A 26,568-nucleotide genomic window follows, 5' to 3' on the forward strand; every position below is an offset into this window, starting at 1 on the left:
CTTGCACTTGTGTTTTAAACTACGAAATAAATCAGTTATTAAAGCTGACCACCTGGCCGGTGCCAGCGTTATAAATAAAGCCTTTTCCATCCGTATCCGGGTTAGGGTTCGCCGGGGCCGGAATGCCGGTGTTGTCATTCAGGGTAAGCGTGCTCACTAGGGTATAGACGCAGCGACTCAGGCCGGTGACGGTACCGCCATCCGGTGTCACCGCACTGCCACCACCGCCGCGCACCGTAACGTAATAGCGCGCCTGACGGGCATCAAAGCCCTGCTCTACCGCAGCTGGGGGGCTCTGTAAGATAGTATTGAAAGCGTCGAGGCAAGCAGCCGTAGTCATCGCATCCGCATCGTCACCGCCGGAGGGGTAACCAAACTGGTTGACGGTCACCTCGGTGCCGGACATCAGGATCTCACCATCATCGGGCCGATTATCCACCTCCCACTGCGCCCGGGCGATCCCCACTGCCGAGGCAAAGCCACCGCCAACCCCTTCACTCGACGCCCGCTCCGCTTCGTCGGTGAGGTTGATAAAGCGCGGCAGCGCCACCGCTGCCAAAATGCCGACGATCACCACCACGATCACCATCTCGACAAAGGTAAAGCCCGCTTGTCGTTGTCCCAGCCGCTGTTGCATCGTCTGTTGCATTCGCTACTCCTTGTTCAACACAGTCCACTTAAAACAAGTTAGTTCAACGTACCGCATAAGTTGCGGGAATGTTTAGATTTTGCCGTTAATTTTCCATCGGATCCACTAAAGATTTGTTATCACCGAACCTGTGGCTGGGTAATAGGTCAAGATCCCGCCCCCTTGCAGTCCATATTCACAATGCAGCCCCTCAACAAAGCGCGGCGGCGTCGGCGCCAACAGCGCCAGACTTTCCGGCCCCAGCAACTGTCGCCACAAACGCAAACATCCTCCGGTCGGCTGCGGCCAACCAAGGGCATTCGACTCGAGTCCCAGCTCCTCACGTCTTGCTGCTGGCGCCGAAGCCGAAGTCTGCCGCAACATCCACCGCGCATGGGCATTGTTAATGGCCTGACGAAACTGGACGCCAACCAGACTGGGGCTCAGCAAAGCGCGCTCCTTAGGCCAGGTGCCCTGCCCCAGCAGGATCACCAACAACAGCAAAAACAGCGCCAGACTCAACCAGAGCTCCAGCCGCGCCTGTCCTTGCGGCAAAGCCATCAGCGCCCCTGCGCCGCACTGAACAGATCCCACATTGGCAGGTAGATCCCCAGTGCCAGGATCAGCACCATGCCCGCCACAAAGATCATCAAGATCGGCTCGATCTTGGCGGTCATCGCCTTCAGCTCGTAGTCCACCTCGCGATCATAAAATTCCGCCAGATCATCCAGCAATTCATCGGTTCGACCGGTCTCCTCCCCCACCGCGATCATCTGCAGTACCAGCGGATTAAACTGACCCGACGCCGTGGCGGCCCGATGCAGGCTATCCCCGGCTTCGATCTGCCTGCGCATCTGCCGAATATGTTGACCGACAAACCGGTTATCGACGGCGTCGGACACCAGTTGCAGCGCTTGATTCACCGCTACACCGCCGCGCAGCATCATCGCCAGCGCCCGGCCAAACCGGCTCAGGGTGGCCCGCTGCACCAGCGAGCCCACCAGCGGCAAGCGCAGTTTGAGTCGATCCCAACGCAGCGCCCCTTGCTCGGTGCTGCGATACCACAGCCACCCCACCACCGCACCGACGAGCAGCAACAGCAACAGGGGCCAAAAATGGACAAAGAAACTGGAGGTGGCGATCAATACCTGCGTCGGCCAGGGCAGCTCAGCCCCAAACTGAGAAAACATGTCGGCGAACTTGGGGATCACCAAGATATTGAGCACTACCATCGCCACCGCGATCACCAAGATCACCAAGATGGGGTAACGCATCGCCGCACTGACGCGCCGACGGGTGTCCTGCTCCAGCTCTAGGTGCTGGTACAACCGGGCGAAAACCGCATCCAGGTTGCCGGTGTTTTCCCCCACATGCACCATGGCGACGTACATCTGGGAAAACACTTTTGGATGGGCATTCATCGCCGTTGATAGCGGTCGGCCGGACACCAATTGCTCGCGTAGATCCAACAGGGTGGCCCTCATCAATGGATGGGACTGGCTTTCCGCCAAGCCGCTTAACGCCTGCAGCAGCGGCACGCCGGAGCGGGTCAGCGATTGCATCTGCCGGGTAAACAGCATCAGCACCGTCATCGGGATCCGCCGTTGCAGCAGCTTGGCCAGATCCAAGTTGTTACTGGCACGAAACGGCTCCAGCGACAGCGGAATGATCGCTCGCCGCATCAACTGCTCCGCCGCCGCGCTCTCAGAAGCGGCCTCCAACTCGCCGGTCACCAGGGTGCCGCGTTCGTCCCGGCCTCGATACCGATACTGCGCCATCTCAGTGCTCCTCCGCCTGCTGGCTCAGGGCTTGGTCGTTGTCGCCGAGATCCTCCGCCAGCCGCATCGCCTCCGCCAGGGTGGTGATCCCCTCCAGGGCATAATCCAGCGCCGCCAAGGCCAATGGCCGAAACCGGGGGCGGGCCTTGACGGTCTTGGCGAAGTGGCGTGGATCTTCCGTCAGCAGCGCCTCGACTAAATCGTCATCAAACTCCAGCAGCTCATACACCCCGATCCGGCCGCGATAGCCGCTTTGGTTGCAGCGCTGGCAACCGGTACCACGCCGATAGGCCCCGTCCGCGAGGGCCTCGCCCCCGACGTGGCGCAGCCAGGCTTTCTCGGCCGCCGACAGCGGATGCGGCTCCTCACAGTGCTGGCAGATCCGCCGCACCAAACGCTGCGCCACGATGGCCCGCAACGCGCTGGCCACCAGATAGGGCGCGGCGCCCATGTCGATCAAACGCAAAGTCGAGCTGATCGCGTCGTTGGTGTGCAGCGTCGACAACACCAAGTGGCCGGTAAGCGCGCCACGCAGGCCGATCTCCACGGTTTCCTGATCCCGCATCTCACCCACCATGATGATGTCCGGATCCTGCCGCAGCGCGGTGCGGAGGATCCGGGCAAAGTCCAGCTCGATCTTGCTGTTGACCTGCACCTGACTGATCCGCTCCAGCCGATATTCCACCGGATCTTCCACCGTGATGATCTTGTTGTGCGGCTGGTTCAGCTCATTGAGCACCCCGTACAAACTGGTGGTTTTACCCGAGCCGGTGGGGCCGGTGATCAGGATCATGCCGTGCGGCCGCCGGATCTGCGCGCGCAGCCGAGCGATCAACGCCGCTGGCATGCCAGTTTGCTCCAATTCCAGCAGGCCAGCGGCGTGATCCAGCAGTCGCATCACCACGGTTTCGCCATACTGGGTCGGCATGGTCGAAACCCGCACATCAAAGTCGTGACCACGTGCCTGGATCTGAAAACGGCCATCCTGCGGCAGGCGTTTCTCCGAGATATCGAGCTCGGCCATCAGCTTGATCCGCAGCACCAGCGCATTGCTGATCCGAAATTCATCCAGAGTATGCTCCATCAACTGGCCGTCGACGCGATAGCGGATCCGCAGCAGCTTCTCGTCCGGCTCGATATGGATATCCGAGGCGCGGACCTGCACCGCATCATCGAAGATACTCTGCAGCAGCCGTACCACCGCCGCATCGCTGTCGGCGGTGTCGCCCAGCACACTGCTGAGACTGAACTCCTGTGTATCGCCATACTCCTGCTCAAGCTCACCGGCCAGCGAGGCGATCCGACCCGTTTCCCGGTACAGGTTGTCGAAGGCATCCATCAACTGGCTGTCGGTGGCGGCCGCCAGCTCCAGCCGACGCGGCGACAGCAAGGTTTCCAACGTATCCTGCGCCGACAGATCGGCCGGATCGCTCATCGCCACCGTGACGCTGTGATCATCCGCCTCCACCACCAAGGCGCGATATCGCCGGGCATGCACCTCCGGCAGCAGATTAACGGTGCTGGCGGTGATCTGCAGCCGGCTGATATCTAACACCGGGATCCCGAGCTGATGGGCCAAGAAAGACAACAGCTGAGACTCAGAGATAAACCCGAGAGCGACCAGGGCCTTGCCCAACTTGCCGCCCTGCTCGCGCTGTCGCTCCAACGCCAGCTGCAGCTGACCGTTGCTGATCACCCGCTCTTCAACCAGCAGATCGCCCAATCGTTGCTTTAACGCGACTTTCACCCTTGCTCTCCCAATGCTGCGATCCGCCGACGGGCATACTCGATGGCGTCGGCGTCCAACCGCGTGTCCGCCATCGCCGCCCGATACGCCTGGATGGCCGGTTGGTATCGTTGTAGATATTCCAGACTAAAACCCAACCCAAGCCACCAGTGCCCCTGCAACGGCTGTTGCTGCAGCAATAGCTGCCAATCCGAACTGGCTAACTCATGCAGCTCAAGCTGCTGGGCCAGGCTTGCCCGCTGGCTGCGCCACACTGGCTCAAGGGCCAACGCCTGCGACGCCAGCAAAGCCTGCTGGGCCAAGGCCCGCTCCGAGCGATGCCACTCATGCTGCGCCAAGCGCACCCGATAACCGGCCTGTTGCGGAAAACGCTCTATCGCCGCCTGCAACGCCTGCCGCTGCGCCGCACCCGCCAGGGTATCGACATAGCGCAGGCGCGCCGGATGATGGCTCGGATCCCACTGCAGGAGCTGGCGCAATGCGTCCGGCGCCTGTGGATCTTGCTGCCACAGCTGGGCCGCTTGCTGGGTCGGCGTTAGGGCCGAGGGTTGCGCCTGCCAAGCAGGCTCAGAGCGACTCGGAGACGAAGGCTCAGGCGAGATCGCGCTCTGGGCTCTGGCCACAGGCTCTACCGCAGCGTCAGCCACTGGCTCAGGCTCCACCAAAGTGGCCGCATTGATCTCGGCCTGTGCTGCTGTCGTCATCGGCGCCGACGCGCCACGCGCTGCTATCGGTGCTCTCGTGCCTGACGTATCCGCTGGCGGGCTTATCGCCTCAGCGACACCACTCACCGAGGCGCCCTGCGCTTCGTCCACGGATGCCGTCATGGGCTCCGGCGCCTTCGCCAGGGGCTGCTCCAGCGGCGCCTCCGGCGCTGAAACGGCCGGCATCGTGATGGGCTTCGCTGTGTGCTCCACTGTGGTGTCCGCCACGGCCTCGGCGGATACCGACGCCGTCATGCTCGCTGACTGCGGCGGGGTCGACCAAGGTAGCAAGGGCCACCAGATCCCCAGCAGCAACAGCAGCAGCCCCGCCGCCAAGGCCCAACGCCAAGATCGTGTGCGCTTGGCGGGCACCGAGACACGGGGGATCTGCGCCGGGATCCCACGGCGGCCCGCGCGCTCAAGCCGCTGCAATGTCTGGTTGATCACGCTCATTGCCAACCGCCTCCATGAAGCCGCAATACCGTCCCGAGTACGATCAAGCCCAACAATGCCCCCAGCAACAAGCTCCACTGCAGCCGGGTCCCCCCATCCCACTGCCACCAATGGGGCACGATCGCCGCCTCGGTATCGGCGATCGCCGCTCGGATCACCCCGGAGCCAAGCACCTGCTCATTGCGCCCATAGGCCAAGATCAAACTCTTATGCGCCAACACGTTCAACAGCCGCGGAATGCCGCCGCTGGCGCGCCACAACAGCCGACAAGCCAGTGGCGAAAACAGCGTCTGCTCAACCGCTCCCGCCACGCAGAGCCGATGCTGCAGGTAATCCTGGCACTCGCTCAAACTCAGCCCGCGCAGGCGATAGGAGAAGGTGATCCGCTGGCGCAGCTGCCGCAGTTGCGGTTGGGCCAGGCGCTGATCCAACTCCGGCTGACCGAACAGCACCAGTTGCACCAACTTAAAGGTTTCCGTCTCCAGGTTGGTGAACAGCCGCAGCGACTCCAGCGTGTTGTCCGCTAATGCCTGTGCCTCATCCAACACCATCACCACCGGTCGGTTGGCCATGGCGCATTGCAGCAACTTGTCCCCGATCCGGCCGGTCAGTCGCTGCTGATCGGCGCAGGGACGCAACCCCAATTCGAGTGCCACCGCCTGGCGCATCTCGGTGGGATCTAAGCTGGGATTGGGCAGGTAGACCACTTGATGGCGCTCACTGATGTCATTGAGGAACTTGCGACACAGCAGGGTCTTTCCGGTGCCGACCTCGCCGGTGATCTTGATGATCCCCTCCCCAGCCGCCAGCGCCGTATGCAGCACCTGCAGGGCTTCCTGGTGTGGGGCCAATTCGCAGTAAAACTGCGTATTGGGCGTCAGGGTAAAGGGCAAGCGATTGAGCCCGAAATGGTACAGGTACATCCGTGCATCCACTCCTTATTGTCCGCACCGACCACAATGACCACTCAGTGCGTCGCCTCAGTCGAATACCAATCGTCCAGCGTATTGGCGCTGCGCTGTAACTGCTGCTGCCAGGTATCAGGCTCGACGATCACCGGCCGTAATAAGATCACCAACTCGGTTTTCGAGGTGCGATTCGAGCGATTGGTAAACAACTCGCCCAACAAAGGGATCTGCCCCAACACCGGCACCCGGGATTCCAATTGCTGATTCAGCGTCTTCATCATCCCGCCGATCACCACCACATCGCCGCTGCGGGCGCGCACCAGGGTATCGGACTCGCGGATCTCACTCTGTGCCAAGGGCAGTGATAACTCGGTATCCAGTGCGGTGATCACCTTGGTCTGCTCGGTGATATCGGTCACCGACGGGTGGACGTGCAGCAAGACATCGCCGGATTCGCCGATCTGCGGCGTCACATCCAGCGCGATCCCGGAGAAAAAGGGCGTCAGCTCCACATCCGGGCTGGTCACCGGCGTGGTCGAAGCCACCGTGGTGCTGCTGATATCGGTGACAAAGTATTCATCGGTGCCGACCTTGATCACCGCTTTTTGGTTATTCAATGCCGTGACCCGTGGGCTCGACAGGGTATCCACATCCCCTTGCGTATCCAGCAGGGTGACCACCGCGTTGAAATCCGTGCCACTGAAGGACAGCCCGGTCAGCCCGCCAAGGGCCTGGCTGATCTCATTGCCAAAGCTGCCCGCCGAGGTGCCAAATTCGACCCCGACTCGACCCGCATTGCCGATACTGCCGGTGACTTCACTCCAGTTGATCCCCTGTTGATAGCCATCATCCAGCTTCACCTCGAGGATCCGCGCCTCTAAGATCACCTGACGTGACAGGTTTTTCTGCGCCCGTTGCAGGAACTGCTCCACTTGACGCAGTTCATCGGGATAGGCCTTGACCGACACCAATCCCGCCTGCGGCAGGGCCAGCACCGAACGGCCATCGCCTTGACCGATCATGCCCGTCAGCATGGTCTCAAGCTGATCCCAGAAGTGGGTTTCCGTCCGGGTTTCAATAAAGGTCCCATTGCTGAGACCGGACTGCTGAGATCGGCTACCAGAATACCCTCCTGAATCCATTGAACCGGAGCTTTCAGAAGAGCTTCGGTTGCTGGAGCCGCCATTTTGATCCTGATCGCTGATCCGACCCGAGCTGACGGTCGTCAGGCTCACGCCATTGCGCTGCATCAACAAATAATCCACCGGGAAGGTTTCGCTGCGCAGCCCGGCCGGGAAGATCTGCAGCACCTGCCCCTGTCGGCGCACGTCATAACCATAGATATCCCGCACCGTCGTCAGCACATCATCCAGTGTCACCCGGCGAAGATTTAACGAGATGGTGCCCTGCACACCTGGATGAACCGCGATGTTATAGGGGCTGTCTTTCACCAGACCGGCGAAAAACTGTTGCGCATCAACCCCATTGGCCGCCACATCCAGCATCGGCCCTTGCGGCTCGACTGCAGCCGGTGCCAACGGCTGGCGCAATGCCGCCTGGACGGAATCGGGTAAAGGGGGCGGTAATGCCGACTCTGGGTTACTGAGCGCTTGCTGCAGCGCCTGCTGACTGGACACCGGCTCAGGCCGATCCTTGGGCAGATTTTGGCACCCGCCCAGCACCAAGAGCGATCCGAGCAACCCGCCCAGCGCCCAACTTCCTCTGTTCAATCCCATTGCCTCTCCTGGCTTAACTCACTTAACGCGGGAAACAGGCGAATAACCTCGCCATCGCTCAACACGATGCGATCCGCATAGATGGTGCGGATCACGCGCTGATCCCAGCGATCGCCCTCCCTCAGGGTTTCTCCGCCGGCCAACACCAGCTTCTGCTCGCCCTGGATCAGGATCGATTCCAATTTCTGTCCCTCGCTGGGCACCGTCGCCACCGGAGCTGCCCATTGCGGCGGCTCGGTGGGATCGATGCCATCAGCGGCGCCAGCTGGCAGCGCCAGCATCAGCAGTATGATCATGACCAACACGGATCGGCTCCTCCTCTGTGCCCAGGGTATCCAACCGCAGGGTTAACCTGGCAGTGGGGTAGTCACTGACCTGATAGCTAAAATCGCGCCAATAAAAACGCTGCTCTAACTGCTCCATGCGCTGCAGCGCCGCCATCAGATCGAAATAGTTGCCTTGCAGTTCCAGCTCAACGCCATGACGAAATAAGCCGCCTTGCGGCACCAAAGACTCGCTCGCCAGGATCTGCATCCGGATCAAACTGACCCCTTCCGCCCGCGCCAACAACTTGGCCAGCGAGGCCGACATCTGCTCCGGCAAGACCAGATCCACTAGCTCCTGCTCCAGCGCCTCCTGCTGCTGCACGATCTGACGCTCGAGCTGGGCCCGGCGTTGCTGCAGCGGCGCATTGGGATCTTGGTTCAACTGCGCTTCGACCGTACTTATTTGCTGCCGCAGCGTTTGTTGTTCCTGCTGCAACCGCGTCACTTGCTCGGCCTGGCGCTGCTGCTGCACCAATAACGGCTCATAGAGCAGCGCACTGCCGCCCAGCCCCACGGCCAGCCACAAGGATGCGGCGATCAGCACCCGCTCGCGCCGACTGAGTTCGGCGAATTTCACCAGAAACGACCGCAATGCGCTCATGGCCCCTCCTTTTGCGCTGGCAGGCCATGACTCGCCTCAAATCGCACCGGCCCGGAGCCGTCCCCATCGATGACCAACTGACTGAGCGCACGACCTTGCAAGGAAGGCAGCTCACCGAGACGATCGATCCAGGCCGGTACCGCCGTCGCGTTTTGCGCCTGGCCAATGAGGCGAAGCTGATCCCGCGCGACATTAAACTGCTGGAGCCAGACCTGACGATCCGCACTGGTCGACAGATCCTGCATCAGATTGGAAAAGCCGGGCTCGATCAGCAACTGATCCTGATCCAGCAACTGTGCCAGCTGCTGCAAGCCCTGCAACTTCGCCTGAGCCTGGGCCACCGCATCCAGCAATCGTGGATCCGCCGCGTGCCCGCTGAGCTCGCGGCTGCGCACCGCCAACTGCTGCTGCAGCGTCTGCTGCTCATCACGCAACTGGTCCACTTGGCCTGCCAATTCGGCACTGCGCTGACTGGCGTGATACACCAAACCCGACACCAATGCGGCGATCATCAGGGTGACCGCCAATGCCACCGGCGCCGTCAAACGCGGCTTGCGCGGCAGCATCTGCGGCGAAAACAGGTTAATTCGCGTCTTCATCGCTCCCCCTCGCCATGGCGGCAGCGTGTGCCAATATCTGCTGGGGCGAATGGTCAACGTCAACCAGACACTGCACCGACAGGGTCAGATCGCGCTCCAGCATCGGCGCCAGCAGCTGCTGTTGCGCCAGCGGCAACACCAAGGTCAGCCCCTCCGCCGCCGATTGCTTTAACTGCCGCACCAAGTAGTCCCCTGAACGCTGCAGCGCCAGCAACAACTCCTCATACAGCCCCTGACGGATCTCCTCATCGCTCAGCTTATCCAGCAGATTAAAGCCACGAACATTGCGACTGAATAGCAAACGTCCCTCATGGGCCAATAGCAATTTGAGCGGCTGCCCGGGCAGGTGCCATAACAGGATATGTGGGCGGGGCTGAGGCGGCAGCAGATCCAACAACACCAGCTCTTCAATACTGATGAGATCGAGGGTGAGATCGACGTCGTCCGCCCGCTGAACCAAGGCACTCAGCCGGCGCCGATCCGCCACCGCGACGTGTAACTTCTCCCGGCCGTCCGCCGGCGTCGGGGCAGAAAAGTAATCGAGGTGAATGTGTTCGAGCGGGACATTGCTGAGATCCTGCACCAGATAGGGCAATGAGCTTGCCAGCTCCGCATCCAGATGGCCGCTGGGTTTATCGACGGACAACAATTGATAGCAGGGCTCGGATAACACCACTTGCATCCGAACGCGCCCAGCGCGTTGACGCAGCTGTTGCCACGCCGTCGGATCCTTGCCATCCAACGCCGCTCCCTCCGGCCCCTCGGCCAGCCAAAGCTGATCATCCGCCAGCAAGCAGGCGCCAATTACCGGCCGCTCATTCCGATCTTTGCCCCATCCAAGCACGCGATATCCCTTTTCCCGTTCCAGCACCGACTGCCACAACACAGCCCAGTAACGTTTTATTTTCCATTATGTTACACCGCATTATGAACGGATCTTAACCACCAAAGCCAGCCCTCATCACAAAATCACTACCTTTTGCGCCATACGCCACCCGTAAAGTCAAAAAAAACCGGCGAAGAGTCCTCGCCGGTTTTGTTCTGAAGTCGTGTTATTGCGGCAAAATCGCCTTACCTATGTAGTCGCCCTGCACCCCGGCCACCCCAAGTCGCAGCAAACAACGACTCTCCTCTTCGCACTCAACCCCTTCCGCCACCAGCTTGAGCGGCTGATGCGACACCACCTGGCGCAAACTGGTGATCACCAGCTGGCTGTCTCGGCGGGTGTCGATCTGGTGCACCAAACTGGGGTGCAGTTTCAGCCAGTTCAATGGCAGATCATCAATGTAGTGCGCGCCCTCGACCGTGTATCCCACCCCATCGACCGACAGCTGCACTCCGGCCCGATGCCAGGCTTTCAGCAGCGGCACCATCTGATCGGCGTATTGCACCAGCTCGCGCTCATTGACCTCGATGATCAACTGAGTACGGCGCACCGAATAGTTGGCCAACAGCATCATGATCGATTTGCCAAAGCGCGGGTGCAACACCGCTTCAAACGCCAGATTGACCATCACCGGCTCACGCCAACCTTGGGCCTTGGCCTGTTGCAGCGCCAACGCCAGCAGCTCTCGCTCAACCATAGGGATCAAGCCACAACGCCGAGCCATGGGCCGATAGAGCGAAGCGCGCAAGATATTGCCCTGATGATCTCTGATCCGACTGAACATCTCGCGACTCAGGATCTGGCCGTCACCATCAACGATGGGCTGAAATAGGGTCACAAAATCGCGCCGACGCAAGGCCCCGTCCAGCAAGCTGCGCCAACGTACCGAGCCCTGCGCCAGCTCGCGATCCACCGCGCCCTTGTCGTACATAAACCAGTTGCTCTCCCCCTGCAGCTGCGCAGCGCGCAGCGCCTGTTCGGCCTCCTCCAACGCCTGCTCTAGCGGCTCATCCCGGGAGAAGTAGGCTGCGCCGATATGGAGCAGGCGCTCACTGTCCGCCCCTTCCGGCAGATTCAGTCGGTCGCTCAGCTGATGCAATCGCGCGATCAAGGCATCCGCCTCTTTGAGTGGCAACATCGGCACCACCAACCCCAACTCCAGCCAATGCAGACGGGCAAACACCGCATCGGTGTGAGGCCGCACCAAGGGCTGACAGATATCAATGAACTCCTGCAGGACCCACAACCGTACCGGCGGTGTGAGTGCCTCAAGCCCATTGAACTGCAACAGGCAGATCATGCCCTGACTGCGGAACGATCCATTGGGCGCCAGCGAGGCCAAACGGGTATCGAAGAACATCCGATTGCCAAGCCCAGATTCCGGATCCAGACTGGCGTTGGCGCGGATCTGCCGATCCAACTCCAACTTGGCACTGCGCTCACGTCGCCACTGACGATGCAATTTGGTGAGTGCACGCCCGGCGGACAAGGGGCGCTCGCCGCGCACCGGCGTGGCGGCCGCATCAAAATCACCGGCGTTGATCTTAGTGGCCCGAACCACCAACAACTCGACGCCGGCCATCTCCGCCCGAAGCCAGCGACGCCCAAACACCACCATCCCCAGCGCCATGGCCAATCCCATTGCCACCAACAACCACTCTTGGGCACTGAAAGCCGGCAGCAACTGTGGCCGCTTAAGTACCAGCTTGAGCGTTAATCCATTGGACAACTCCCGCCGATAGTGAGCCGTGCCGACGTTGTAGATCTGATCCGGCAGCCATTGATAGACCACCTCTTGCTCCAGCTCAAGCTGCAACTGTTCGGCGCGAAACCCCGCCAGCAGATCCGGCAGCCAATCCTGCATCTGCTCCAACGTCACCCCGCGCTGATACTGATCATCGATCAGCTGTACCAGCGTTTCGACCGCCAAGCGTTGGTTGTGTTTGGTATGAGAGACGCTGGCGCTCCAGGCCGTCAACAGCAGACTCAGGGTCACCACCAGCAGTGACAGCACCCAAAACTGCACCAAGCGTTGAGTCTGTTCGCGATTCTTCTTCATTTCAGCTCCTGCCGTCCCGGCGCTTTATGCTCAACACAGCAATAAAGCGACCCCGTTCTCATCCACTAAAAACACAAATCCCCGCCGAGGCGGGGATGCATAAGACACGATGTTCGCGTTCGCTTAGAACGGGATATCGTCATCCCAACCTTCATCCAGATCTGGCGTGAAGTTTTGATTCTGTTGCTGCTGCGGTGCTTGCTGCGGCTTCGCCTGTGGCGCTGGGGCCGGGCGAGACTGCTGCTGAGGCTGGAAGCCACCTTGCTGCTGCGGTGCCTGCTGCTGTGGTGCCTGCTGCTGCGGCTGGAAGCCACCTTGCTGCTGACCGCCTTGGAAGCCGCCGCCTTGCTGCTGGCCCTGGAAGCCGCCGCCTTGCTGCTGACCACCTTGGAAACCACCGCCTTGTTGACCACCCTGGCCTGCGCCGCGGGAGTCCAACATCTCCATAGTGCCACGCATATCAACAATGATCTCGGTGGTGTAACGATCCTGACCGTTCTGATCCTGCCACTTACGGGTTTGCAGCTTGCCTTCTAGGTACACTTTGGACCCTTTACGCAGGTACTGACCGGCCACTTCCGCCAAACCACCAAACATCGACACTCGGTGCCATTCCGTCCGCTCCTGACGCTGACCTTGCTGATCTTTCCAGCTTTCAGAGGTTGCTACGGTCAGGTTTGCTACCGCTTTACCGTTCGGCATGTAGCGCACTTCAGGATCTTGTCCCAGGTTACCAACCAGGATCACTTTGTTGATGCCACCGGCCATCGTTTTCTCCACGGGTCTATGTCTAATTTCGATCCGCACAGATTACCATAGCCGGCGGGCAAGGATCACTCACCTTATGCCCACCGAAGCAATAAAAGTCCGAACCTACCCAGCGGGTTTCACCCCCACGCAAATAACAAGAGCGTGCCTGGCTCTTTCCCATCAAGCTTAAGGCCAAGGCGGGGAACGACTATGGGTTGAGCGTCGCGCGCGCTTGATCAAGATCGAACGGATCTTCCACCTTGAGATAGGCGGCGTGCTGCTCAGGGATCAGGATCACCTCGATCACGCCGGGCAAGGCTGACAAAGCCGATGCTAAGGCGTCGGTATCACGCCGAGCTAGATCGACGCTTAAGGTCAGGCTGCGCATCTTACGCGGCTCCTGCATCGACCACATAAAGCCAAACCAGAGGGCGATCGCCCCGGCGCACAACAGAAACACCCCTTGCGCGCCCACCGTCTGATAAAGGATCCCACCGAGCACACCGCCAGCAAAGGCGCCAAAAAACTGTGCCGTGGAGTAGATCCCCATGGCGGAGCCCTTATCGCCCGGTGGACTGATCCGAGAAATGAGACTGGGCAGAGCCGCTTCCAAATAATTCAAGCCGGCGAAAAACAGCACCAGACCAATACTCAGGCCCCAAACCGAATCGAGATTGAACGCCATCATCATCGCGGCAGCGAATTGCAGGCCAATGGCAAACAGGAAAGGATTGCGGGTCTGGCCCCGTTTCACCCCGAACAGGATGATCGGCACCATCAGCACGAACGCCAGGATCATCCCCGGCAGGTAGAGGGTCCAATGGCGATCCGCCTGCAGTCCGGCATCCACCAACGCCAGCGGCAGGGCAACGAACATGGCGGTGATCAACAGGTGTAGCACCATAATGCTGACGTCCAACCGCTGCAGATCGCGATCCTTGAGCAAGGCCCACAACCGGGCAGGCACGGCCACTAAGTCACCGGTTGGCGCCTTTTGCACCGCATTGGGCACCAAGGTATGCACCACCAGCAGCGCCGCCAACGCCAACACCGCCGTGATGGCAAACAGGCCATTGATCCCAACCCAATTGGCCAGTACCGGACCCGCCACCAGCGCCACGGTAAAGGCCACGCCGATGAAGGAGCCGATCACCGCCATCACCTTGGGTCGCTGCTCATCTCGGGTCAGATCAGACGCCAAGGCCAAAATGGCCGAGGCGACCGCGCCCGCGCCCTGCAGCGCCCGGCCCACGGCCACCATATAGATGGAGTCCGCCATTGCCGCGACGAGAGAGCCGACCGCGAACATCAGTAAGCCCAAAGTAATGATCAGCTTGCGGCCATAGCGATCCGACGCCATCCCCGCCGGGATCTGCAACAGCCCCTGCGTCAGGCCATAGGCGCCAATGGCGATCCCGACCCACAACGGCGAAAAGCCGTCCAATTCCTGGCCGTAGGTTGCCAGCACCGGCATGATCAGAAACAGACCAAACATGCGCAGGCCGTATACGCCGGCCAATGAGAACGCAGTGCGTCTCTCAATAGGGTTAAGCCCTTGACTCACTTATTACTCCCACTCACAGCAATTGCCTATCGACTCTGGTGCAACAGTGTACCAAAGGTTAGAAAGTTGTAACGCCAATTCTCGGCCGTACATCTGCGCCGAGGCTAAAAGCGATCAGCCTAATAGACAACCTCGTTTGCGATCCTGTCCCGACCGCCCTTCAGTTATGCGATACTGATAACACTTTGATCTCTGAATGCTCGGCCCGATGGACAAAATAGAAGTACGGGGTGCCCGCACCCACAACCTGAAAAACATCAACCTCACCATCCCCCGTGACAAGTTGATTGTGATCACCGGATTGTCCGGCTCCGGCAAATCTTCGCTGGCGTTTGACACCCTGTACGCCGAAGGGCAGCGCCGCTATGTGGAATCGCTGTCCGCCTACGCCCGTCAATTTCTGTCACTGATGGAAAAGCCCGATGTTGACCACATCGAAGGCCTGTCACCGGCGATCTCCATCGAGCAGAAATCCACCTCCCATAATCCTCGCTCGACCGTGGGTACCATCACCGAGATCTACGACTACCTGCGCCTGCTCTACGCCCGGGTGGGCGAGCCTCGCTGCCCAACCCATGGCGCGCCACTGACGGCGCAAACCGTCAGCCAGATGGTGGATAAGGTGCTGGCCCTGGAAGAGGGCTCCAAGCAGATGCTGCTGGCACCGGTGATCCAGGGTCGCAAGGGCGAGCACGCCAAACTGCTAGAGTCGCTGGCCGCCCAAGGCTACATTCGAGCGCGGATCGACGGCGAGGTGTGCGATCTATCGGATCCCCCACCGCTGGATCTCCACGTCAAGCACACCATCGAGGTGGTGGTCGACCGCTTCAAAGTCCGTCTGGACATGAAGCAGCGCCTAGCGGAGTCGTTTGAAACCGCTTTGGAGCTGTCCGGCGGGATCGCCACCGTGACCAGCATGGATCAGGACGACAGCGAGCCGCTGGTGTTCTCCGCCAACTTCGCCTGTCCCATCTGCGGCTACTCCATGGCCGAGTTGGAGCCACGGATCTTCTCTTTCAACAACCCAGCGGGAGCCTGCCCCACCTGTGACGGCCTGGGCAATCAGCAGTTCTTCGACGAAGAGCGGGTGGTCACTAACCCGGATCTCTCCCTCGCCGGCGGCTGTATCCGCGGCTGGGATCGACGCAACTTCTATTACTATCAAATGCTCACGTCACTGGCCGAGCACTACGAGTTCGACATCGAAACCCCCTGGAGCGAGCTGCCAAGAGCGGTGAAAAAGGTCGTGTTGGATGGCTCTGGACGGGAGAGCGTCGACTTCAAATACGTCAACGACCGCGGCGACAAGGTGATCCGTAAGCACCCGTTTGAAGGCATTCTTAACAACCTGCAGCGCCGCTACAAAGAAACCGAGTCCAACTCGGTGCGCGAAGAGCTGGCCAAATACATCTCCACCAGCAGCTGCCGCAGTTGCGGTGGCTCACGTCTGCGCGAAGAAGCGCGCAACGTCTTCGTCAACGAAGTCCCGCTGCCACAGCTGTCCGAATGGTCGATTGGCGAAGCGATGGACTGGTTCAATGCCATCGAGTTTGAGGGCCAAAAGGCGCAGATCGCCGAGAAGATCCTCAAGGAGATCCAGGATCGACTCGGCTTTCTGGTCAATGTCGGCCTCAACTACCTCAACCTGTCCCGCTCCGCCGACACCCTGTCTGGCGGCGAAGCCCAGCGTATTCGACTGGCCAGTCAGATCGGCGCCGGTCTGGTGGGGGTGATGTACGTACTGGATGAGCCCTCCATCGGCCTACACCAGCGCGACAATGAGCGCCTGCTCAAAACCCTTATTCACCTGCGCGATCTGGGCAACACGGTGATCGTGGTGGAGCACGACGAAGACGCGATCCGCGCCGCCGATCACATCATCGATATTGGCCCCGGTGCCGGCGTGCATGGCGGCGAAGTGATCGCCAGCGGCAGTTATGAAGACATACTCACAAGTGAGGACTCGCTTACCGGCCAATACCTGTCCGGTCGAAAATCCATCGCCATTCCAGCTCAACGCACACCGCACGATCCCAACCAACAGATCAAACTGTACGGCGCCAGCGGCAACAACCTGAAGAACGTCGATCTGAGCATCCCGATCGGCCTGATGACCTGCGTCACCGGGGTGTCCGGCTCAGGCAAATCCACCCTGATCAACGACACCTTCTACAAGATCGCCCATCGTGAGCTCAACGGCGCCACGTCCGATGAGCCAGCCCCACACACGAAGGTAGAGGGGATGGATCTGTGCGACAAGGTGGTGGAGATCGATCAATCCCCCATCGGCCGCACCCCGCGCTCAAACCCAGCCACCTATACCGGCATATTTACCCCCATCCGTGAGCTGTTCTCCGGCACCCAGGAGTCCCGCGCCCGCGGCTACAAACCCGGCCGGTTCTCATTCAATGTCAAAGGCGGCCGCTGCGAGGCTTGTCAGGGCGACGGTGTCATTAAAGTGGAGATGCACTTCCTGCCGGACGTCTATGTGCCCTGCGATCAATGCAAAGGCAAACGCTACAATCGGGAAACACTGGAGGTACTGTACAAAGGCAAGAACATCCACCAGGTGCTGGAGATGACGGTGGAGGAGGCCCGCGGCTACTTCGATGCTATCCCCGCCATCGCCCGCAAGCTGCAAACCCTGATGGACGTGGGCCTGTCCTACATCCGCCTGGGCCAGTCGGCCACCACCCTATCCGGCGGTGAGGCGCAGCGGGTCAAGCTGGCCAAGGAGCTGTCCAAGCGCGACACCGGAAAAACCCTCTACATCCTGGATGAGCCCACTACCGGGCTGCATTTCAAGGACATCCAGATGCTGCTGGACGTGCTGCATCGACTGCGGGATCACGGCAATACCGTGGTGGTGATCGAGCACAACCTGGACGTGATCAAAACCGCGGATTGGATCGTCGATCTCGGTCCGGAGGGCGGCTCCGGTGGCGGCACCATCCTCACCACCGGCACCCCGGAACAGGTCGCGGAGTGCGCCGAGTCCCACACCGCACGCTTCCTCAAGCCGATGTTGAGCTAAGCCAACACTTCTTCAGCGCCAGCTCAATTCAAAAACGGCGTCCCGATGGACGCCGTTTTCGTCTGCCTAGTATCGCTTACGCCTTCAGCAGGTAACACAACAACTCAACCACCTGCTCCGGCGTTTGCGCCCAAGCCTGAGCGGCGCCATCCACCTCTTTCAGTGGATGCACCAACGACGCATCGTGCAAGGTGATGTAGGGCTTTCCCAAAGCGGCACAGAAACCGGCATCAAACGCCGCGTTCCACTGTCGGTACTGCTCGCCAAACCGGATCACCGCCAGATCGCAACGCTGGATCGCATTCTGGATGCGGATGGCATTGATCTTAGCGGACTTGTGATCACGCCAGAAGCCCTCGCAGTCCGGTCCCAGGCCGTCGCCCGCCGCGTCACTGGCGGCGTGATCGGTCACGGCCGAGCTGAAAGTGATCGCCAACCCTTGCCGGGCACAGCCGTCGATGATCTGCTGACGCCAGTCGGTGTGGATCTCACCGGAAAGATAAACCTGAAATGCCATGGATGCGCTCCCTGAATCTTTGGTTTTTTTATGGATGGAAAGGCGGCTCTGCCGCAATGACTCGCGTCAGAATAGCACGGTCATCACAGCGCGGATGCATCTACCGCAGCCAACCCGCACCTCAGCTGCGACGCTCGGGCCGGCGCCGATGGTTCACGCTATCGACCCGGAACGGCACGTTAAATGGCCGATGACGAAGGCAGTACTGATCGGCTACAGTGTTGAATACACGAATGAAAGGAGTTCCGCCGTGTTTGACTGGATCTACAGCCCCGAAGCCTGGATCGCCCTCGCCACCTTGACCTCGCTGGAGATCGTGCTGGGGATCGACAACATCATATTCATCTCCATCCTGGTGGCCCGATTGCCGGAGAAGCAGCGGGATCTGGCCCGGCGTATTGGCCTCATGCTGGCCATGGTAGCCCGACTGGCTCTGCTATTCTCGCTAACCTGGGTGATGGGACTGACCGATCCGCTGTTCAGCGTTCTGGGCTTTGCGATCTCCGGTCGGGATCTGATCCTGATCGGCGGCGGTCTGTTTCTGCTGGCGAAGGCGACGCTGGAGATCCACAACAGCCTGGAGGGGGAGGAGCACGAGCACGGCGCCTCCACCGCGGCCAGCATGGGGGCCATACTGGTACAGATCGCCCTATTGGATATCGTCTTCTCACTGGACTCGGTGATCACTGCGGTGGGACTGGCGGATCAGCTGGCGGTGATGGCCATCGCCATCATCATCGCCGTCGGCGTGATGCTGCTGTCGGCCAAAGCGATCGGCGAATTCGTTGATAACCACCCGACAGTGAAGATCCTGGCCCTGTCCTTTTTAGTGCTGGTGGGGGTCACCCTGATCGTCGAGGGCTTCGATGTGCATATCCCCAAAGGCTACATCTACTTCGCTATGGCGTTCTCGGTGGGGGTGGAGATGCTCAATCTGCGCCTGCGTCGCAAACGCCGTGAGCCGGTAAAGCTGCGCAAACCATTAGAGGCGGAAAACACCGAGCCACCCCATTAACCCAGAGCCACTTAGTGTACCGGCCGCCGAGCGGCCGGTACTGGCCCAAAACGGCACGCGCTGCCGGTGCCCCATGCGAACTCAGGCTTGTGCCTGACACTGAGCCAGAAAGGTGATGCGGTAGGTCATCACGACCTGCTCATCCTGATTGAGAATACGCAGGGCGTAAGTGACGATGCCCTGTTGTGGGTTGCTCTGGGAACGACGCTTGTCCGCCACCTGGGTTTCCAGGCAAAGACGGTCGCCGCCAAACACCGGCGCTTTAAAACGCAACTCGTCCCAGCCGAGCCCGGCGATGGCGACCGGGCGGGGGCGTTGTTCGTTGCCCAACTTGGTGGCAATGGCGATGATGTGAGGCCCGCAGGCGAAGATCCGCCCAAGCTGATGCTGCGCCGCCGCGGCCGGATCGATATGGTAAGGCTCCGGATTCCAGCTCAAGGCAAACTCGACGATCTCCGCCTCGGACACCGAGTAAAAGCGGGTCCGATCGGTTGCCCCCACCTCGATCTGTTCGAAATACTGCTCGGTCATTGCACGCTCCCTCGTCATTCCAGCCGCCAGTGTGACCCGTCCGGCCCTGTCACATCCTCGTCTTTATGGAGTAAGAAGCGCCATTATGAGGGTAAGATCACTCTATGGCGTCGGCGGGTGCAGCGCAAAACTGAGCGACTGCGTCGGGCCGCTCTTCCAATTGATGGCGCAGACCCAACTGCCAGGGGCGTTCGCACTGCTCGGTGCGAGCACACCAGATAAAGCCGGCCGACGCCTTACAGCCATGCTCATCTTCGTCCGCGCCCACCAAGGCCGCCTCCTCATTCGATGCCGGACTCGGGGCAGCTTCTTCAGGCATTGGCTCGTGACGCTCGCAGCCAATGAGCACGGCGGACAGCAACAGCGCCACTGCGCCCAAGGTTGGCTTTCTCATGTTCCGCCCCTAACGCTGTTTCTGCAGATACGCCGCAACGGCACTTTTCGGCTTCTTGGCCAAGGTTTGCATCAGAGCAAAGTCCGGCGTGTCGATGCCATACGTGCGTTGCAGATCCGCCAGCATCGCCAGCCAAAGCCCAGCGGTCATCTCAGAATCCGCCAAGGCCCGGTGAAACACGCCGTCGTGCTGGATATTTTTCATCGCCACTAGGCTACCCAACTTATGATTGGGCGCATCCTGATACAGGCGGCGGGCGATCAATAACGAACAAGCGAACTGGCCCCCATAACCACGACCGATGCGGGACAATTCAGCGTCCAAAAAGCGCTGATCAAAACTGGCGTTATGGGCCACCAAATTGTGATCCCCCAGCCAGTCGGCAAACTGGGCCATCACCGCTTCACACGGCGGGGCGTCCCGCAGCATCTCATTGCTGATCCCAGTGAAGTTTTCGATGAAACCGCTGACTCGGCGTCCAGGGTTCATCAATTGTTGAAAGCGGTCGACCACCTGGCCGTTCAGCAATCGGACCGCCCCGATCTCAATGGCGCGATCGCCTTGATTGGGCGACAAGCCCGTGGTTTCAAAATCAAGAACAACAACGGAGCGAGCAGAAACGGTTTGCAGCACAACAACAACCTGACAATCTTGGTGAGATGGCCTGCCATTCTAACGCAACGTCACCCAACGCGGCGAACCCAAACGGGCTGACCCGCTCTTTAGCACCGCCCTTTCACGACGATCTGATCGCCCCGGCTTTCCGGCTCGCTCAACTCATACCCTTCACGGCACACCTGTCGACGCACCAACTCGCCCTGGATCAGCTCCTTCATCTGCATCTGCCCCTGTGCTTCCGTCAAGGACTGCACACTGCTCTGCGGATAACTGAAACGGAACTGGTAGCCACCTAACTCTCGCTCGCCATCAAAGCGATACTCGCGAGGTGCGGTACTGGTGCACGCCGTTAACCCGAGCAGCCCAGCCCATATCGCCATCCCAATGCTCTGCTTCATATCTTCTCCTAACCGTTGCTTGGCGATCCCACTCATTGAGATCCACTCACCGCCATTACAACGCAAACTCTGCTGTGATCTTTGTCACTTTCACCGCAATTTGTCGCAGCGTGTAACGGCAGCGGCCAAGGCGGTTCGCGATCCCGGTCACGGCCCCCCGCGCCCTGCCCACGTACTATCGACAAAAACGATCAAAACAGAGGCCTGGGTTTATGAATACTCAGAAAAATACCTATCACTTTTCCTTGGTGCTGAGCAGCAGTCACGTCACCCTCGACTTGGCTGAAGTACTGGCTCCCTTTGGTATGACTCGGGTCTTGACCGAAACCGTCAACCAAACCACCTATCTGGACATCGAGGCCGAAGGCTACGATCTGGGCGAAAGCATGCTGGAGGCGATCGAACAGGTGGAGCAAGCACAGCCTCAGCTGAGCATTGAGTTTGTTTGTGAAAACAGCTTTTATCGGGCGCTGTGTAAAGAGGAGCGCGCCCTGGCGAACGCGCCCCAGAATGGCCGAGCGCTCTATCTGCCTACCGAAGGAAAGGTGGACCCGATCCGCGCCCAGAACACCATCGCCATCCATCGCATCAACCGGGCGCTGCAAGCCCGCAAAGCGTTGACCCAGAGCTGAGGCGCCTTGGCGGTGCTACTGCGCCGCCTACTCCACCATCACTACCGGCTTACCACTGACAAAGCCGACCTCATTGCCGGACATGGCCAAGCAGCCGATCTTGCGTTGTTTGATCAGTCCGTTCTCGAAGCAATTCCGCAAGATCCGCAGGATCGGCGGCGTCACCCGATTGCCCTTCGCCACCACCAATTGCCCTCGATGGGTGTAGATATTCTCATACAGAACCGTATTAAGACTCAGCTGGCTCAGATCCCGCTCGACCACACGATAACTGGGCACCCGCCGGCCTGGCGCCGCGCTCACCAGCGGCAAAAATGACGCCAAGATCTCGACATCATAGTCTGCGGCCTGGGCCCGCATCTGCTCGACCGCTTGCGGCACATCGACACAGATCCGCTGGAAGTGCAGAAAGTCCTTACAGATCTTAAGCATGCGCGCGCGATAGGGGATGGTTCCGCCCGCTTCGTTGGCCTCAGCATCATTGAGCGCACGATCCTGCGCCTGGATCTCCTTGGCGATCGTCGCCAGCCCTGGAATATTCACCAACAGATCATGGCTCAGCCGACCGTTATCCGCCAACAGCGCCAGCTCATCGGCATCGAGGCACTCCCCGCGCAACTGTTTCTCCACCAAGGCCGCCGGGATCGCGACATAGCCCAACTGGGACAACAGCACCATGGGCTCAAACGCCCAGTCGGTCTCGTGCTCAAGCCGATGCGCCAATCGGATCATTAACTGCAGCATCGCATCCACCTGAGCAAACGCCTTCGGGTTCGCCAACGCCAGCAATTGACTCAAGGTTTGCACCAATTCATCCCGGGTTTGCTGCAGCAATTGCCTCTCAGCACTCGCGCCACTATGCTGCCCCAGGGCCGCCTCGATCGCCGCCGTCAAAGCCTCTCCGGTACAGGGCTTAGATAGGAAACGAAACACCTCCCCTTGGGCGAAGGCATCGACAGCGGTCTGCTGATCCGTGAGCCCAGTCAACGCGATCCGCACCACATCCGGGTACGCTGACTTCATCACCGTCAGCAGCTCAATGCCGTCCATCTCCGGCATGTGCAGATCCACCACAATCACCTCGAATCCGCTCGCCATTCGCATCGTTTCCAACGCCTGCGCGCCACTGACCGCTAAGGTTATCTCATAGTGGCTCGACAAGATCCGACGATACGCCTCCAGGATCTTCTCCTCGTCATCCACCAACAGGATCTTACGCTTCATGGCTCGTTTCTCTCTCACTTATATCGGCCGAGGTCCCCGAAGGCCCAACCCGTGGCAAACGCACGGTAAAACAGCTTCCTCCTTCCGCAACACTATCGACCCAGATCTCCCCGCCATGCCGCTTCACCACCTTCTGCGCCAGGCTTAAGCCCTGCCCCGTGCCCTTGCCTACCGGCTTGGTGGTAAAAAAAGACTCGAAGAGCCGGGGCCGGATCTGCGGATCGATGCCACAACCGTTATCGCAGATCACGACTTCAAGCCAGCCCCCTTGCTGTCGCGTGGTGAGCTCGATCCGCCCCTTGAACTCCGGCTCTCTCACCTGCCGCGCCTCAATGGCGTGCGCCGCATTGACGATCAGATTGAGTAACACCACGCTCAGCTCATCCCACACCCCTGATACCAGTGGCAACCGCGTCGCCAGCTTCGTCTCCATCGTCGCGCAGTGATGCCATTCATGCCGGCTGAGCTGGATCGCGGTCTGCAGGATCTGATTAAGATCGACCGGTTGGCGCTGGCCTCGACTGGGGTGGGAATAGGCTTTCATCGCCGCGTTGATCTCAAGGATCTGCGCGATCCCTTCCTGCGATTGCGCAAAAGCATTCGGGATCTCCTGCAGATCGTCCGCCGCCCGCTCGTCCCAAGCCGCTCGATCGCGCAGCAAGGGCTCCAATCGGTGCATCGCATCCTGCAGAAAGCTGAGGTTGTTCTGTACATACTGACTGGGCGTATTGAGTTCATGGGCGATCCCCGCCGCCAATTCGCCCAGCAACTCCATCTTTCGTGCCTGCACCAAACGGTGTTCCAACGCCAGACGCTGCGAGATATCGCGGATCAGCAGAGAGTAGCCCCCATCGGCGCCGAAAGCCGGCAACCCCGACACCGCCAACTCGATGGGAAACTGGCGACCATCTCGGTGTTGGCCCCACTGATGGCCCCGCATGATCTGATCCAGCCAACCGTCGCCCCGCAGGGACGCCGGCCCCACGCCCTCACCCAGCAACGCATCCACATGACCCCCTAACAAGGCTTCGGCTGGATAGCCAAACATCTCGCTCAAGGCCCGATTTACCCGGACGATCCGATCCTTGCCGTCAAGCAGCAACACCCCATCGGGCAGGGAGTCGAGCAGGGCACGTTCACGCTGCAGTGCAGACTCGGTCGCCTGGGCTTGCGCCATGGCGGCGAGCCGCCGTGCCCGACAACGCGACAGCGCGACAGCGCCAAGGCAGAGCAAAAGAGTGACGGCGATCAGCCCGAGCCCCCAAGGCACGGAGACAACGACGCCCGCGGCAGGCTGAGCCTGTACCGGCACACGCTCAGCCTGAGCGCTCAGGCTGGCCCAAGGGAGCATCAACACACTGGTGCCAAACACCACCCACAACCGAACCCGCCTCGCCACACCACAGAGCCAAGCCAGGCACCACAAATCGACCATAGCAACATCCTTGTTGAGATCCGCCATCGATATCACGGCGGGATCCTAACTATAGAAAAGATCTGCGCTTCTCTCCCCGAGTTCACACCTTTGACTAAGCCGCGACGATCGGTCAGCTTCGGTTCATCCGCTCGTGTTAGCATAAACACCCCTCATCCGGCACCGCCAAATAAGGAGGCTCGAATGCTCAACCCATTACTTGCTCGCTGGCAGCAATTGCGCCATCGCCTGTTTTCCTCGCCTCCAGGCGCCACCCGCTCGCCATTGCAGCTGCTGCTCGCCATGGCCATCCTGGCGGGTCTGTTCCTAATGCTGCTGCCGGTCTTATTGCTGGCACTGGCCATTGCACTGGCTATGCTGATCTTGGCGGCACTGGCGCCGCTACTGAAAGGCCGTCGACCGAAGATCCGCCCCAACCCCTTCCATTACACCCGAGCCGGCAGCCGCAATCGCCACCCCCGCGAGAAGGTGATCAACCCGGAGGTGGGCAAAGACTGATCGCCCTTGCGACCTGCCAGCCATTTCGCTACCCTCCTGCCCCCATTTTCCCATTGAGGTCGCGCCGCATGTCTGGCATTGCTGGTTTTGATTTTGGAACATCCAATTGCGCCATCGGCGTTATGGCCGCAGGCGCGCCGGAGTTGATCGCCCTGCCGGAACACGGGCGTTACATGCCATCGACCCTGTTCGCACCCCGCTCAGAGATGATCAGTGGTTGGCTATATCAACAATTGGACGCGGCGGGCCGAGGCACGCGCTACCAACAAGCACGGGGCCATCAACTCAGTGCCAGCCTTGGTGCCCTGCGCGAGCTCAAGCTGGACGGCTATGGCGATCAGCTGGCCTTTGGCCAGTCGGCATTGAGCCACTATCTGGAGGATCCCGCCGACTGCTACTACGTGCGCTCCCCCAAGTCCTTTTTGGGCGCCAGCGGCATCAGTGCCCGCCAGCAACAGCAGTTTGAAGACATCGCCGCCGCCATGATGTGGCACCTGAGCAATCAGGTCGGCCTGACCGGCGCCGCGCCGCTGAAAAAAGTGGTGATCGGCCGCCCCGTCAACTTTCAGGGACTCAACAGCGAGCAGAGCAACCAGCAGGCGCTCACCATCCTCACCAACGCCGCCCATTTCGTCGGTTTCGATCAGGTGGAGTTCCTGTATGAGCCGATGGCCGCCGGACTGGCCTATCAACAGCAGCTCACCCAAGAGCAGCAGGTGCTGGTGATCGACATCGGCGGTGGTACCAGCGACGTCTCCCTGCTGACCATGGGGCCCGGCTATCTGGACAGCGGCGATCATCAGGATCGGGTGCTGGGCTACAGCGGCGAGCGGATCGGCGGCAACGATTTCGATATCGCGCTCAATTTTAATGCGTTGATGCCAGCCCTCGGCGCGGGCTCGATCCTGCCGAGCGGCAAGACGGTGCCGATCAAACCCTTCAAAGATGCCGCCGCCGTCAACGATCTGCCCGCGCAGTCGCGCTTTTACCAGCGCGACACCCGCGCGCTGCTCACCCAACTGCAGCGCGAACCAGGTCTGGCCCACCTCTCGCGCCTGCTCACCCTGCAGGCGGAGCGAATGACCTTTCAGCTCAGCGCCAGCGCCGAGCGCGCCAAGATCGCCCTGAGTCAGGACGATCAGACCCTCATCGATCTCGGCTACCTGGAGGCCGCGCTCGACACCCAAGTGACCCAGGCGCAGTTTGCCCAGGCCAGTGAGCGCCTGCTGCAACACATCGCCACCCTGACCGATGACGTGCTGGCTCAGGCGGGCTGTCAGCCTCACGCCATCTTCCTCACCGGCGGCAGCGCCAACTCACCGCTGGTACGCCAATTCCTCAGCGAGCGCTATGAGGCGCCCTTGGTGTGTGGTGATAACTTCGGCAGCGTCACCGCTGGCTTGACCCTATGGGCGGATCGGATCTTCCGCTAAGCTCGGTGATACAACGCCCGATAGACAAACAGAACATGTATTGAGGGTGCTCGCTCAACTAAGCCGTGCGTGTGCAAGCAACCTGAGCGCACACGACGGC

Annotated in this window: 26 protein-coding genes; 5 read left to right on the plus strand and 21 right to left on the minus strand. The window is 60.3% G+C overall.

Annotated elements, in window-relative coordinates:
- Nucleotides 1-31: 31 nt before the first annotated feature.
- From ABEA08_RS20390 to ABEA08_RS20455, 14 genes are all read right to left on the minus strand, one after another.
- Nucleotides 32-649 (minus strand): prepilin-type N-terminal cleavage/methylation domain-containing protein, encoded by a 618-nt coding sequence (locus ABEA08_RS20390; protein WP_425557392.1) that lies wholly within the window; start codon nucleotides 647-649, stop codon nucleotides 32-34.
- Nucleotides 650-754: 105 nt separating this feature from the next.
- Nucleotides 755-1,189 carry a hypothetical protein gene (locus ABEA08_RS20395; RefSeq protein WP_345337273.1) on the minus strand — a complete coding sequence of 145 codons (435 nt, stop codon included), beginning with the start codon at nucleotides 1,187-1,189 and terminating at the stop codon, nucleotides 755-757.
- Nucleotides 1,189-2,406, minus strand: coding sequence for a type II secretion system F family protein (locus ABEA08_RS20400; RefSeq protein ID WP_345337274.1), 1,218 nt, complete (start codon nucleotides 2,404-2,406; stop codon nucleotides 1,189-1,191). The genes ABEA08_RS20395 and ABEA08_RS20400 overlap by 1 nt, the downstream gene beginning before the upstream one ends.
- Before the next feature lies 1 nt (nucleotide 2,407).
- On the minus strand, nucleotides 2,408-4,153 hold the full coding sequence (locus ABEA08_RS20405) for a GspE/PulE family protein (protein WP_345337275.1): 1,746 nt from the start codon (nucleotides 4,151-4,153) through the stop codon (nucleotides 2,408-2,410).
- Nucleotides 4,150-5,310 carry a hypothetical protein gene (locus tag ABEA08_RS20410; RefSeq protein ID WP_345337276.1) on the minus strand — a complete coding sequence of 387 codons (1,161 nt, stop codon included), beginning with the start codon at nucleotides 5,308-5,310 and terminating at the stop codon, nucleotides 4,150-4,152. The genes ABEA08_RS20405 and ABEA08_RS20410 overlap by 4 nt, the downstream gene beginning before the upstream one ends.
- Nucleotides 5,307-6,233, minus strand: a complete 927-nt coding sequence (locus ABEA08_RS20415; protein WP_345337277.1) for an ExeA family protein — start codon at nucleotides 6,231-6,233, stop codon at nucleotides 5,307-5,309. The genes ABEA08_RS20410 and ABEA08_RS20415 overlap by 4 nt, the downstream gene beginning before the upstream one ends.
- Before the next feature lie 44 nt (nucleotides 6,234-6,277).
- Nucleotides 6,278-7,954 (minus strand): pilus (MSHA type) biogenesis protein MshL, encoded by a 1,677-nt coding sequence (gene mshL, locus ABEA08_RS20420; protein WP_345337278.1) that lies wholly within the window; start codon nucleotides 7,952-7,954, stop codon nucleotides 6,278-6,280.
- Nucleotides 7,945-8,259 (minus strand): hypothetical protein, encoded by a 315-nt coding sequence (locus ABEA08_RS20425; protein WP_345337279.1) that lies wholly within the window; start codon nucleotides 8,257-8,259, stop codon nucleotides 7,945-7,947. Before ABEA08_RS20425 ends, mshL begins: the two co-directional genes overlap by 10 nt.
- Nucleotides 8,207-8,881 (minus strand): hypothetical protein, encoded by a 675-nt coding sequence (locus tag ABEA08_RS20430; RefSeq protein WP_345337281.1) that lies wholly within the window; start codon nucleotides 8,879-8,881, stop codon nucleotides 8,207-8,209. Before ABEA08_RS20430 ends, ABEA08_RS20425 begins: the two co-directional genes overlap by 53 nt.
- Entirely contained in the window at nucleotides 8,878-9,480 is a 603-nt protein-coding gene (locus tag ABEA08_RS20435) for a PilN domain-containing protein (RefSeq protein ID WP_345337282.1), read from the minus strand. The genes ABEA08_RS20430 and ABEA08_RS20435 overlap by 4 nt, the downstream gene beginning before the upstream one ends.
- Complete coding sequence (locus ABEA08_RS20440; protein ID WP_345337283.1) at nucleotides 9,464-10,324, minus strand: hypothetical protein; 861 nt, start codon at nucleotides 10,322-10,324, stop codon at nucleotides 9,464-9,466. The genes ABEA08_RS20435 and ABEA08_RS20440 overlap by 17 nt, the downstream gene beginning before the upstream one ends.
- A gap of 208 nt (nucleotides 10,325-10,532) precedes the next feature.
- The gene (locus ABEA08_RS20445; protein WP_345337284.1) at nucleotides 10,533-12,425 is read right to left on the minus strand and encodes an EAL domain-containing protein; all 1,893 of its coding nucleotides are present in this window, start codon (nucleotides 12,423-12,425) and stop codon (nucleotides 10,533-10,535) included.
- A gap of 123 nt (nucleotides 12,426-12,548) precedes the next feature.
- Nucleotides 12,549-13,193, minus strand: coding sequence for a single-stranded DNA-binding protein (gene ssb / locus ABEA08_RS20450; protein ID WP_345337285.1), 645 nt, complete (start codon nucleotides 13,191-13,193; stop codon nucleotides 12,549-12,551).
- Nucleotides 13,194-13,383: 190 nt separating this feature from the next.
- Entirely contained in the window at nucleotides 13,384-14,739 is a 1,356-nt protein-coding gene (locus tag ABEA08_RS20455) for an MFS transporter (RefSeq protein ID WP_345337286.1), read from the minus strand.
- A gap of 208 nt (nucleotides 14,740-14,947) precedes the next feature.
- Between ABEA08_RS20455 and uvrA the strand changes: the two genes are divergently transcribed.
- On the plus strand, nucleotides 14,948-17,773 hold the full coding sequence (uvrA, locus tag ABEA08_RS20460) for an excinuclease ABC subunit UvrA (RefSeq protein WP_345337287.1): 2,826 nt from the start codon (nucleotides 14,948-14,950) through the stop codon (nucleotides 17,771-17,773).
- A gap of 76 nt (nucleotides 17,774-17,849) precedes the next feature.
- On the opposite strand, the gene ABEA08_RS20465 is transcribed toward uvrA, so the two are convergent.
- Nucleotides 17,850-18,290 carry a YtoQ family protein gene (locus tag ABEA08_RS20465; RefSeq protein ID WP_345337288.1) on the minus strand — a complete coding sequence of 147 codons (441 nt, stop codon included), beginning with the start codon at nucleotides 18,288-18,290 and terminating at the stop codon, nucleotides 17,850-17,852.
- A gap of 250 nt (nucleotides 18,291-18,540) precedes the next feature.
- On the opposite strand from ABEA08_RS20465, the gene ABEA08_RS20470 reads away from it, so the two are divergent.
- Nucleotides 18,541-19,305: a TerC family protein gene (locus ABEA08_RS20470; protein ID WP_345337289.1), complete on the plus strand. Its 765-nt coding sequence runs from the start codon at nucleotides 18,541-18,543 to the stop codon at nucleotides 19,303-19,305.
- Between the two features lie 81 nt (nucleotides 19,306-19,386).
- On the opposite strand, the gene ABEA08_RS20475 is transcribed toward ABEA08_RS20470, so the two are convergent.
- The 4 genes from ABEA08_RS20475 to ABEA08_RS20490 all read right to left on the minus strand — a co-directional run bounded on the left by ABEA08_RS20475 (nucleotide 19,387) and on the right by ABEA08_RS20490 (nucleotide 21,246).
- On the minus strand, nucleotides 19,387-19,836 hold the full coding sequence (locus tag ABEA08_RS20475) for a MaoC family dehydratase (protein ID WP_345337290.1): 450 nt from the start codon (nucleotides 19,834-19,836) through the stop codon (nucleotides 19,387-19,389).
- 97 nt (nucleotides 19,837-19,933) lie between these two features.
- Nucleotides 19,934-20,230 carry a hypothetical protein gene (locus ABEA08_RS20480; protein WP_345337291.1) on the minus strand — a complete coding sequence of 99 codons (297 nt, stop codon included), beginning with the start codon at nucleotides 20,228-20,230 and terminating at the stop codon, nucleotides 19,934-19,936.
- A gap of 9 nt (nucleotides 20,231-20,239) precedes the next feature.
- Nucleotides 20,240-20,860, minus strand: a complete 621-nt coding sequence (locus ABEA08_RS20485; protein WP_345337332.1) for a 3'-5' exonuclease — start codon at nucleotides 20,858-20,860, stop codon at nucleotides 20,240-20,242.
- A gap of 92 nt (nucleotides 20,861-20,952) precedes the next feature.
- Entirely contained in the window at nucleotides 20,953-21,246 is a 294-nt protein-coding gene (locus ABEA08_RS20490; protein ID WP_345337292.1) for a hypothetical protein, read from the minus strand.
- 212 nt (nucleotides 21,247-21,458) lie between these two features.
- Between ABEA08_RS20490 and ABEA08_RS20495 the strand changes: the two genes are divergently transcribed.
- Nucleotides 21,459-21,878: a hypothetical protein gene (locus ABEA08_RS20495; protein WP_345337293.1), complete on the plus strand. Its 420-nt coding sequence runs from the start codon at nucleotides 21,459-21,461 to the stop codon at nucleotides 21,876-21,878.
- Between the two features lie 27 nt (nucleotides 21,879-21,905).
- On the opposite strand, the gene ABEA08_RS20500 is transcribed toward ABEA08_RS20495, so the two are convergent.
- Nucleotides 21,906-23,102: a response regulator gene (locus tag ABEA08_RS20500; protein ID WP_345337294.1), complete on the minus strand. Its 1,197-nt coding sequence runs from the start codon at nucleotides 23,100-23,102 to the stop codon at nucleotides 21,906-21,908.
- The gene (locus ABEA08_RS20505; protein WP_345337295.1) at nucleotides 23,092-24,537 is read right to left on the minus strand and encodes a two-component system sensor histidine kinase NtrB; all 1,446 of its coding nucleotides are present in this window, start codon (nucleotides 24,535-24,537) and stop codon (nucleotides 23,092-23,094) included. The genes ABEA08_RS20500 and ABEA08_RS20505 overlap by 11 nt, the downstream gene beginning before the upstream one ends.
- Before the next feature lie 183 nt (nucleotides 24,538-24,720).
- Between ABEA08_RS20505 and ABEA08_RS20510 the strand changes: the two genes are divergently transcribed.
- Both ABEA08_RS20510 and yegD read left to right on the plus strand, forming a co-directional pair.
- A complete protein-coding gene (locus tag ABEA08_RS20510) occupies nucleotides 24,721-25,035 on the plus strand; it encodes a hypothetical protein (RefSeq protein WP_345337296.1) in 315 nt (104 codons plus the stop codon).
- 68 nt (nucleotides 25,036-25,103) lie between these two features.
- Entirely contained in the window at nucleotides 25,104-26,468 is a 1,365-nt protein-coding gene (gene yegD, locus ABEA08_RS20515) for a molecular chaperone (RefSeq protein ID WP_345337297.1), read from the plus strand.
- Nucleotides 26,469-26,568 lie beyond the last annotated feature (100 nt).

The organism is Ferrimonas pelagia, assembly GCF_039543565.1.
GTDB classification, from domain to species: domain Bacteria; phylum Pseudomonadota; class Gammaproteobacteria; order Enterobacterales; family Shewanellaceae; genus Ferrimonas; species Ferrimonas pelagia.

Bases quoted from the DNA above. Each gene is read 5' to 3' on its own strand.
- ABEA08_RS20390 (WP_425557392.1), bottom strand. From the start codon at position 649: ATGCAACAGACGATGCAACAGCGGCTGGGACAACGACAAGCGGGCTTT.
- ABEA08_RS20395 (WP_345337273.1), bottom strand. From the start codon at position 1,189: ATGGCTTTGCCGCAAGGACAGGCGCGGCTGGAGCTCTGGTTGAGTCTG.
- ABEA08_RS20400 (WP_345337274.1), bottom strand. From the start codon at position 2,406: ATGGCGCAGTATCGGTATCGAGGCCGGGACGAACGCGGCACCCTGGTG.
- ABEA08_RS20410 (WP_345337276.1), bottom strand. From the start codon at position 5,310: ATGAGCGTGATCAACCAGACATTGCAGCGGCTTGAGCGCGCGGGCCGC.
- ABEA08_RS20415 (WP_345337277.1), bottom strand. From the start codon at position 6,233: ATGTACCTGTACCATTTCGGGCTCAATCGCTTGCCCTTTACCCTGACG.
- mshL (WP_345337278.1), bottom strand. From the start codon at position 7,954: ATGGGATTGAACAGAGGAAGTTGGGCGCTGGGCGGGTTGCTCGGATCG.
- ABEA08_RS20430 (WP_345337281.1), bottom strand. From the start codon at position 8,881: ATGAGCGCATTGCGGTCGTTTCTGGTGAAATTCGCCGAACTCAGTCGG.
- ABEA08_RS20435 (WP_345337282.1), bottom strand. From the start codon at position 9,480: ATGAAGACGCGAATTAACCTGTTTTCGCCGCAGATGCTGCCGCGCAAG.
- ABEA08_RS20445 (WP_345337284.1), bottom strand. From the start codon at position 12,425: ATGAAGAAGAATCGCGAACAGACTCAACGCTTGGTGCAGTTTTGGGTG.
- ssb (WP_345337285.1), bottom strand. From the start codon at position 13,193: ATGGCCGGTGGCATCAACAAAGTGATCCTGGTTGGTAACCTGGGACAA.
- uvrA (WP_345337287.1), top strand. From the start codon at position 14,948: ATGGACAAAATAGAAGTACGGGGTGCCCGCACCCACAACCTGAAAAAC.
- ABEA08_RS20465 (WP_345337288.1), bottom strand. From the start codon at position 18,290: ATGGCATTTCAGGTTTATCTTTCCGGTGAGATCCACACCGACTGGCGT.
- ABEA08_RS20475 (WP_345337290.1), bottom strand. From the start codon at position 19,836: ATGACCGAGCAGTATTTCGAACAGATCGAGGTGGGGGCAACCGATCGG.
- ABEA08_RS20480 (WP_345337291.1), bottom strand. From the start codon at position 20,230: ATGAGAAAGCCAACCTTGGGCGCAGTGGCGCTGTTGCTGTCCGCCGTG.
- ABEA08_RS20490 (WP_345337292.1), bottom strand. From the start codon at position 21,246: ATGAAGCAGAGCATTGGGATGGCGATATGGGCTGGGCTGCTCGGGTTA.
- ABEA08_RS20495 (WP_345337293.1), top strand. From the start codon at position 21,459: ATGAATACTCAGAAAAATACCTATCACTTTTCCTTGGTGCTGAGCAGC.
- ABEA08_RS20500 (WP_345337294.1), bottom strand. From the start codon at position 23,102: ATGAAGCGTAAGATCCTGTTGGTGGATGACGAGGAGAAGATCCTGGAG.
- ABEA08_RS20505 (WP_345337295.1), bottom strand. From the start codon at position 24,537: ATGGTCGATTTGTGGTGCCTGGCTTGGCTCTGTGGTGTGGCGAGGCGG.
- ABEA08_RS20510 (WP_345337296.1), top strand. From the start codon at position 24,721: ATGCTCAACCCATTACTTGCTCGCTGGCAGCAATTGCGCCATCGCCTG.
- yegD (WP_345337297.1), top strand. From the start codon at position 25,104: ATGTCTGGCATTGCTGGTTTTGATTTTGGAACATCCAATTGCGCCATC.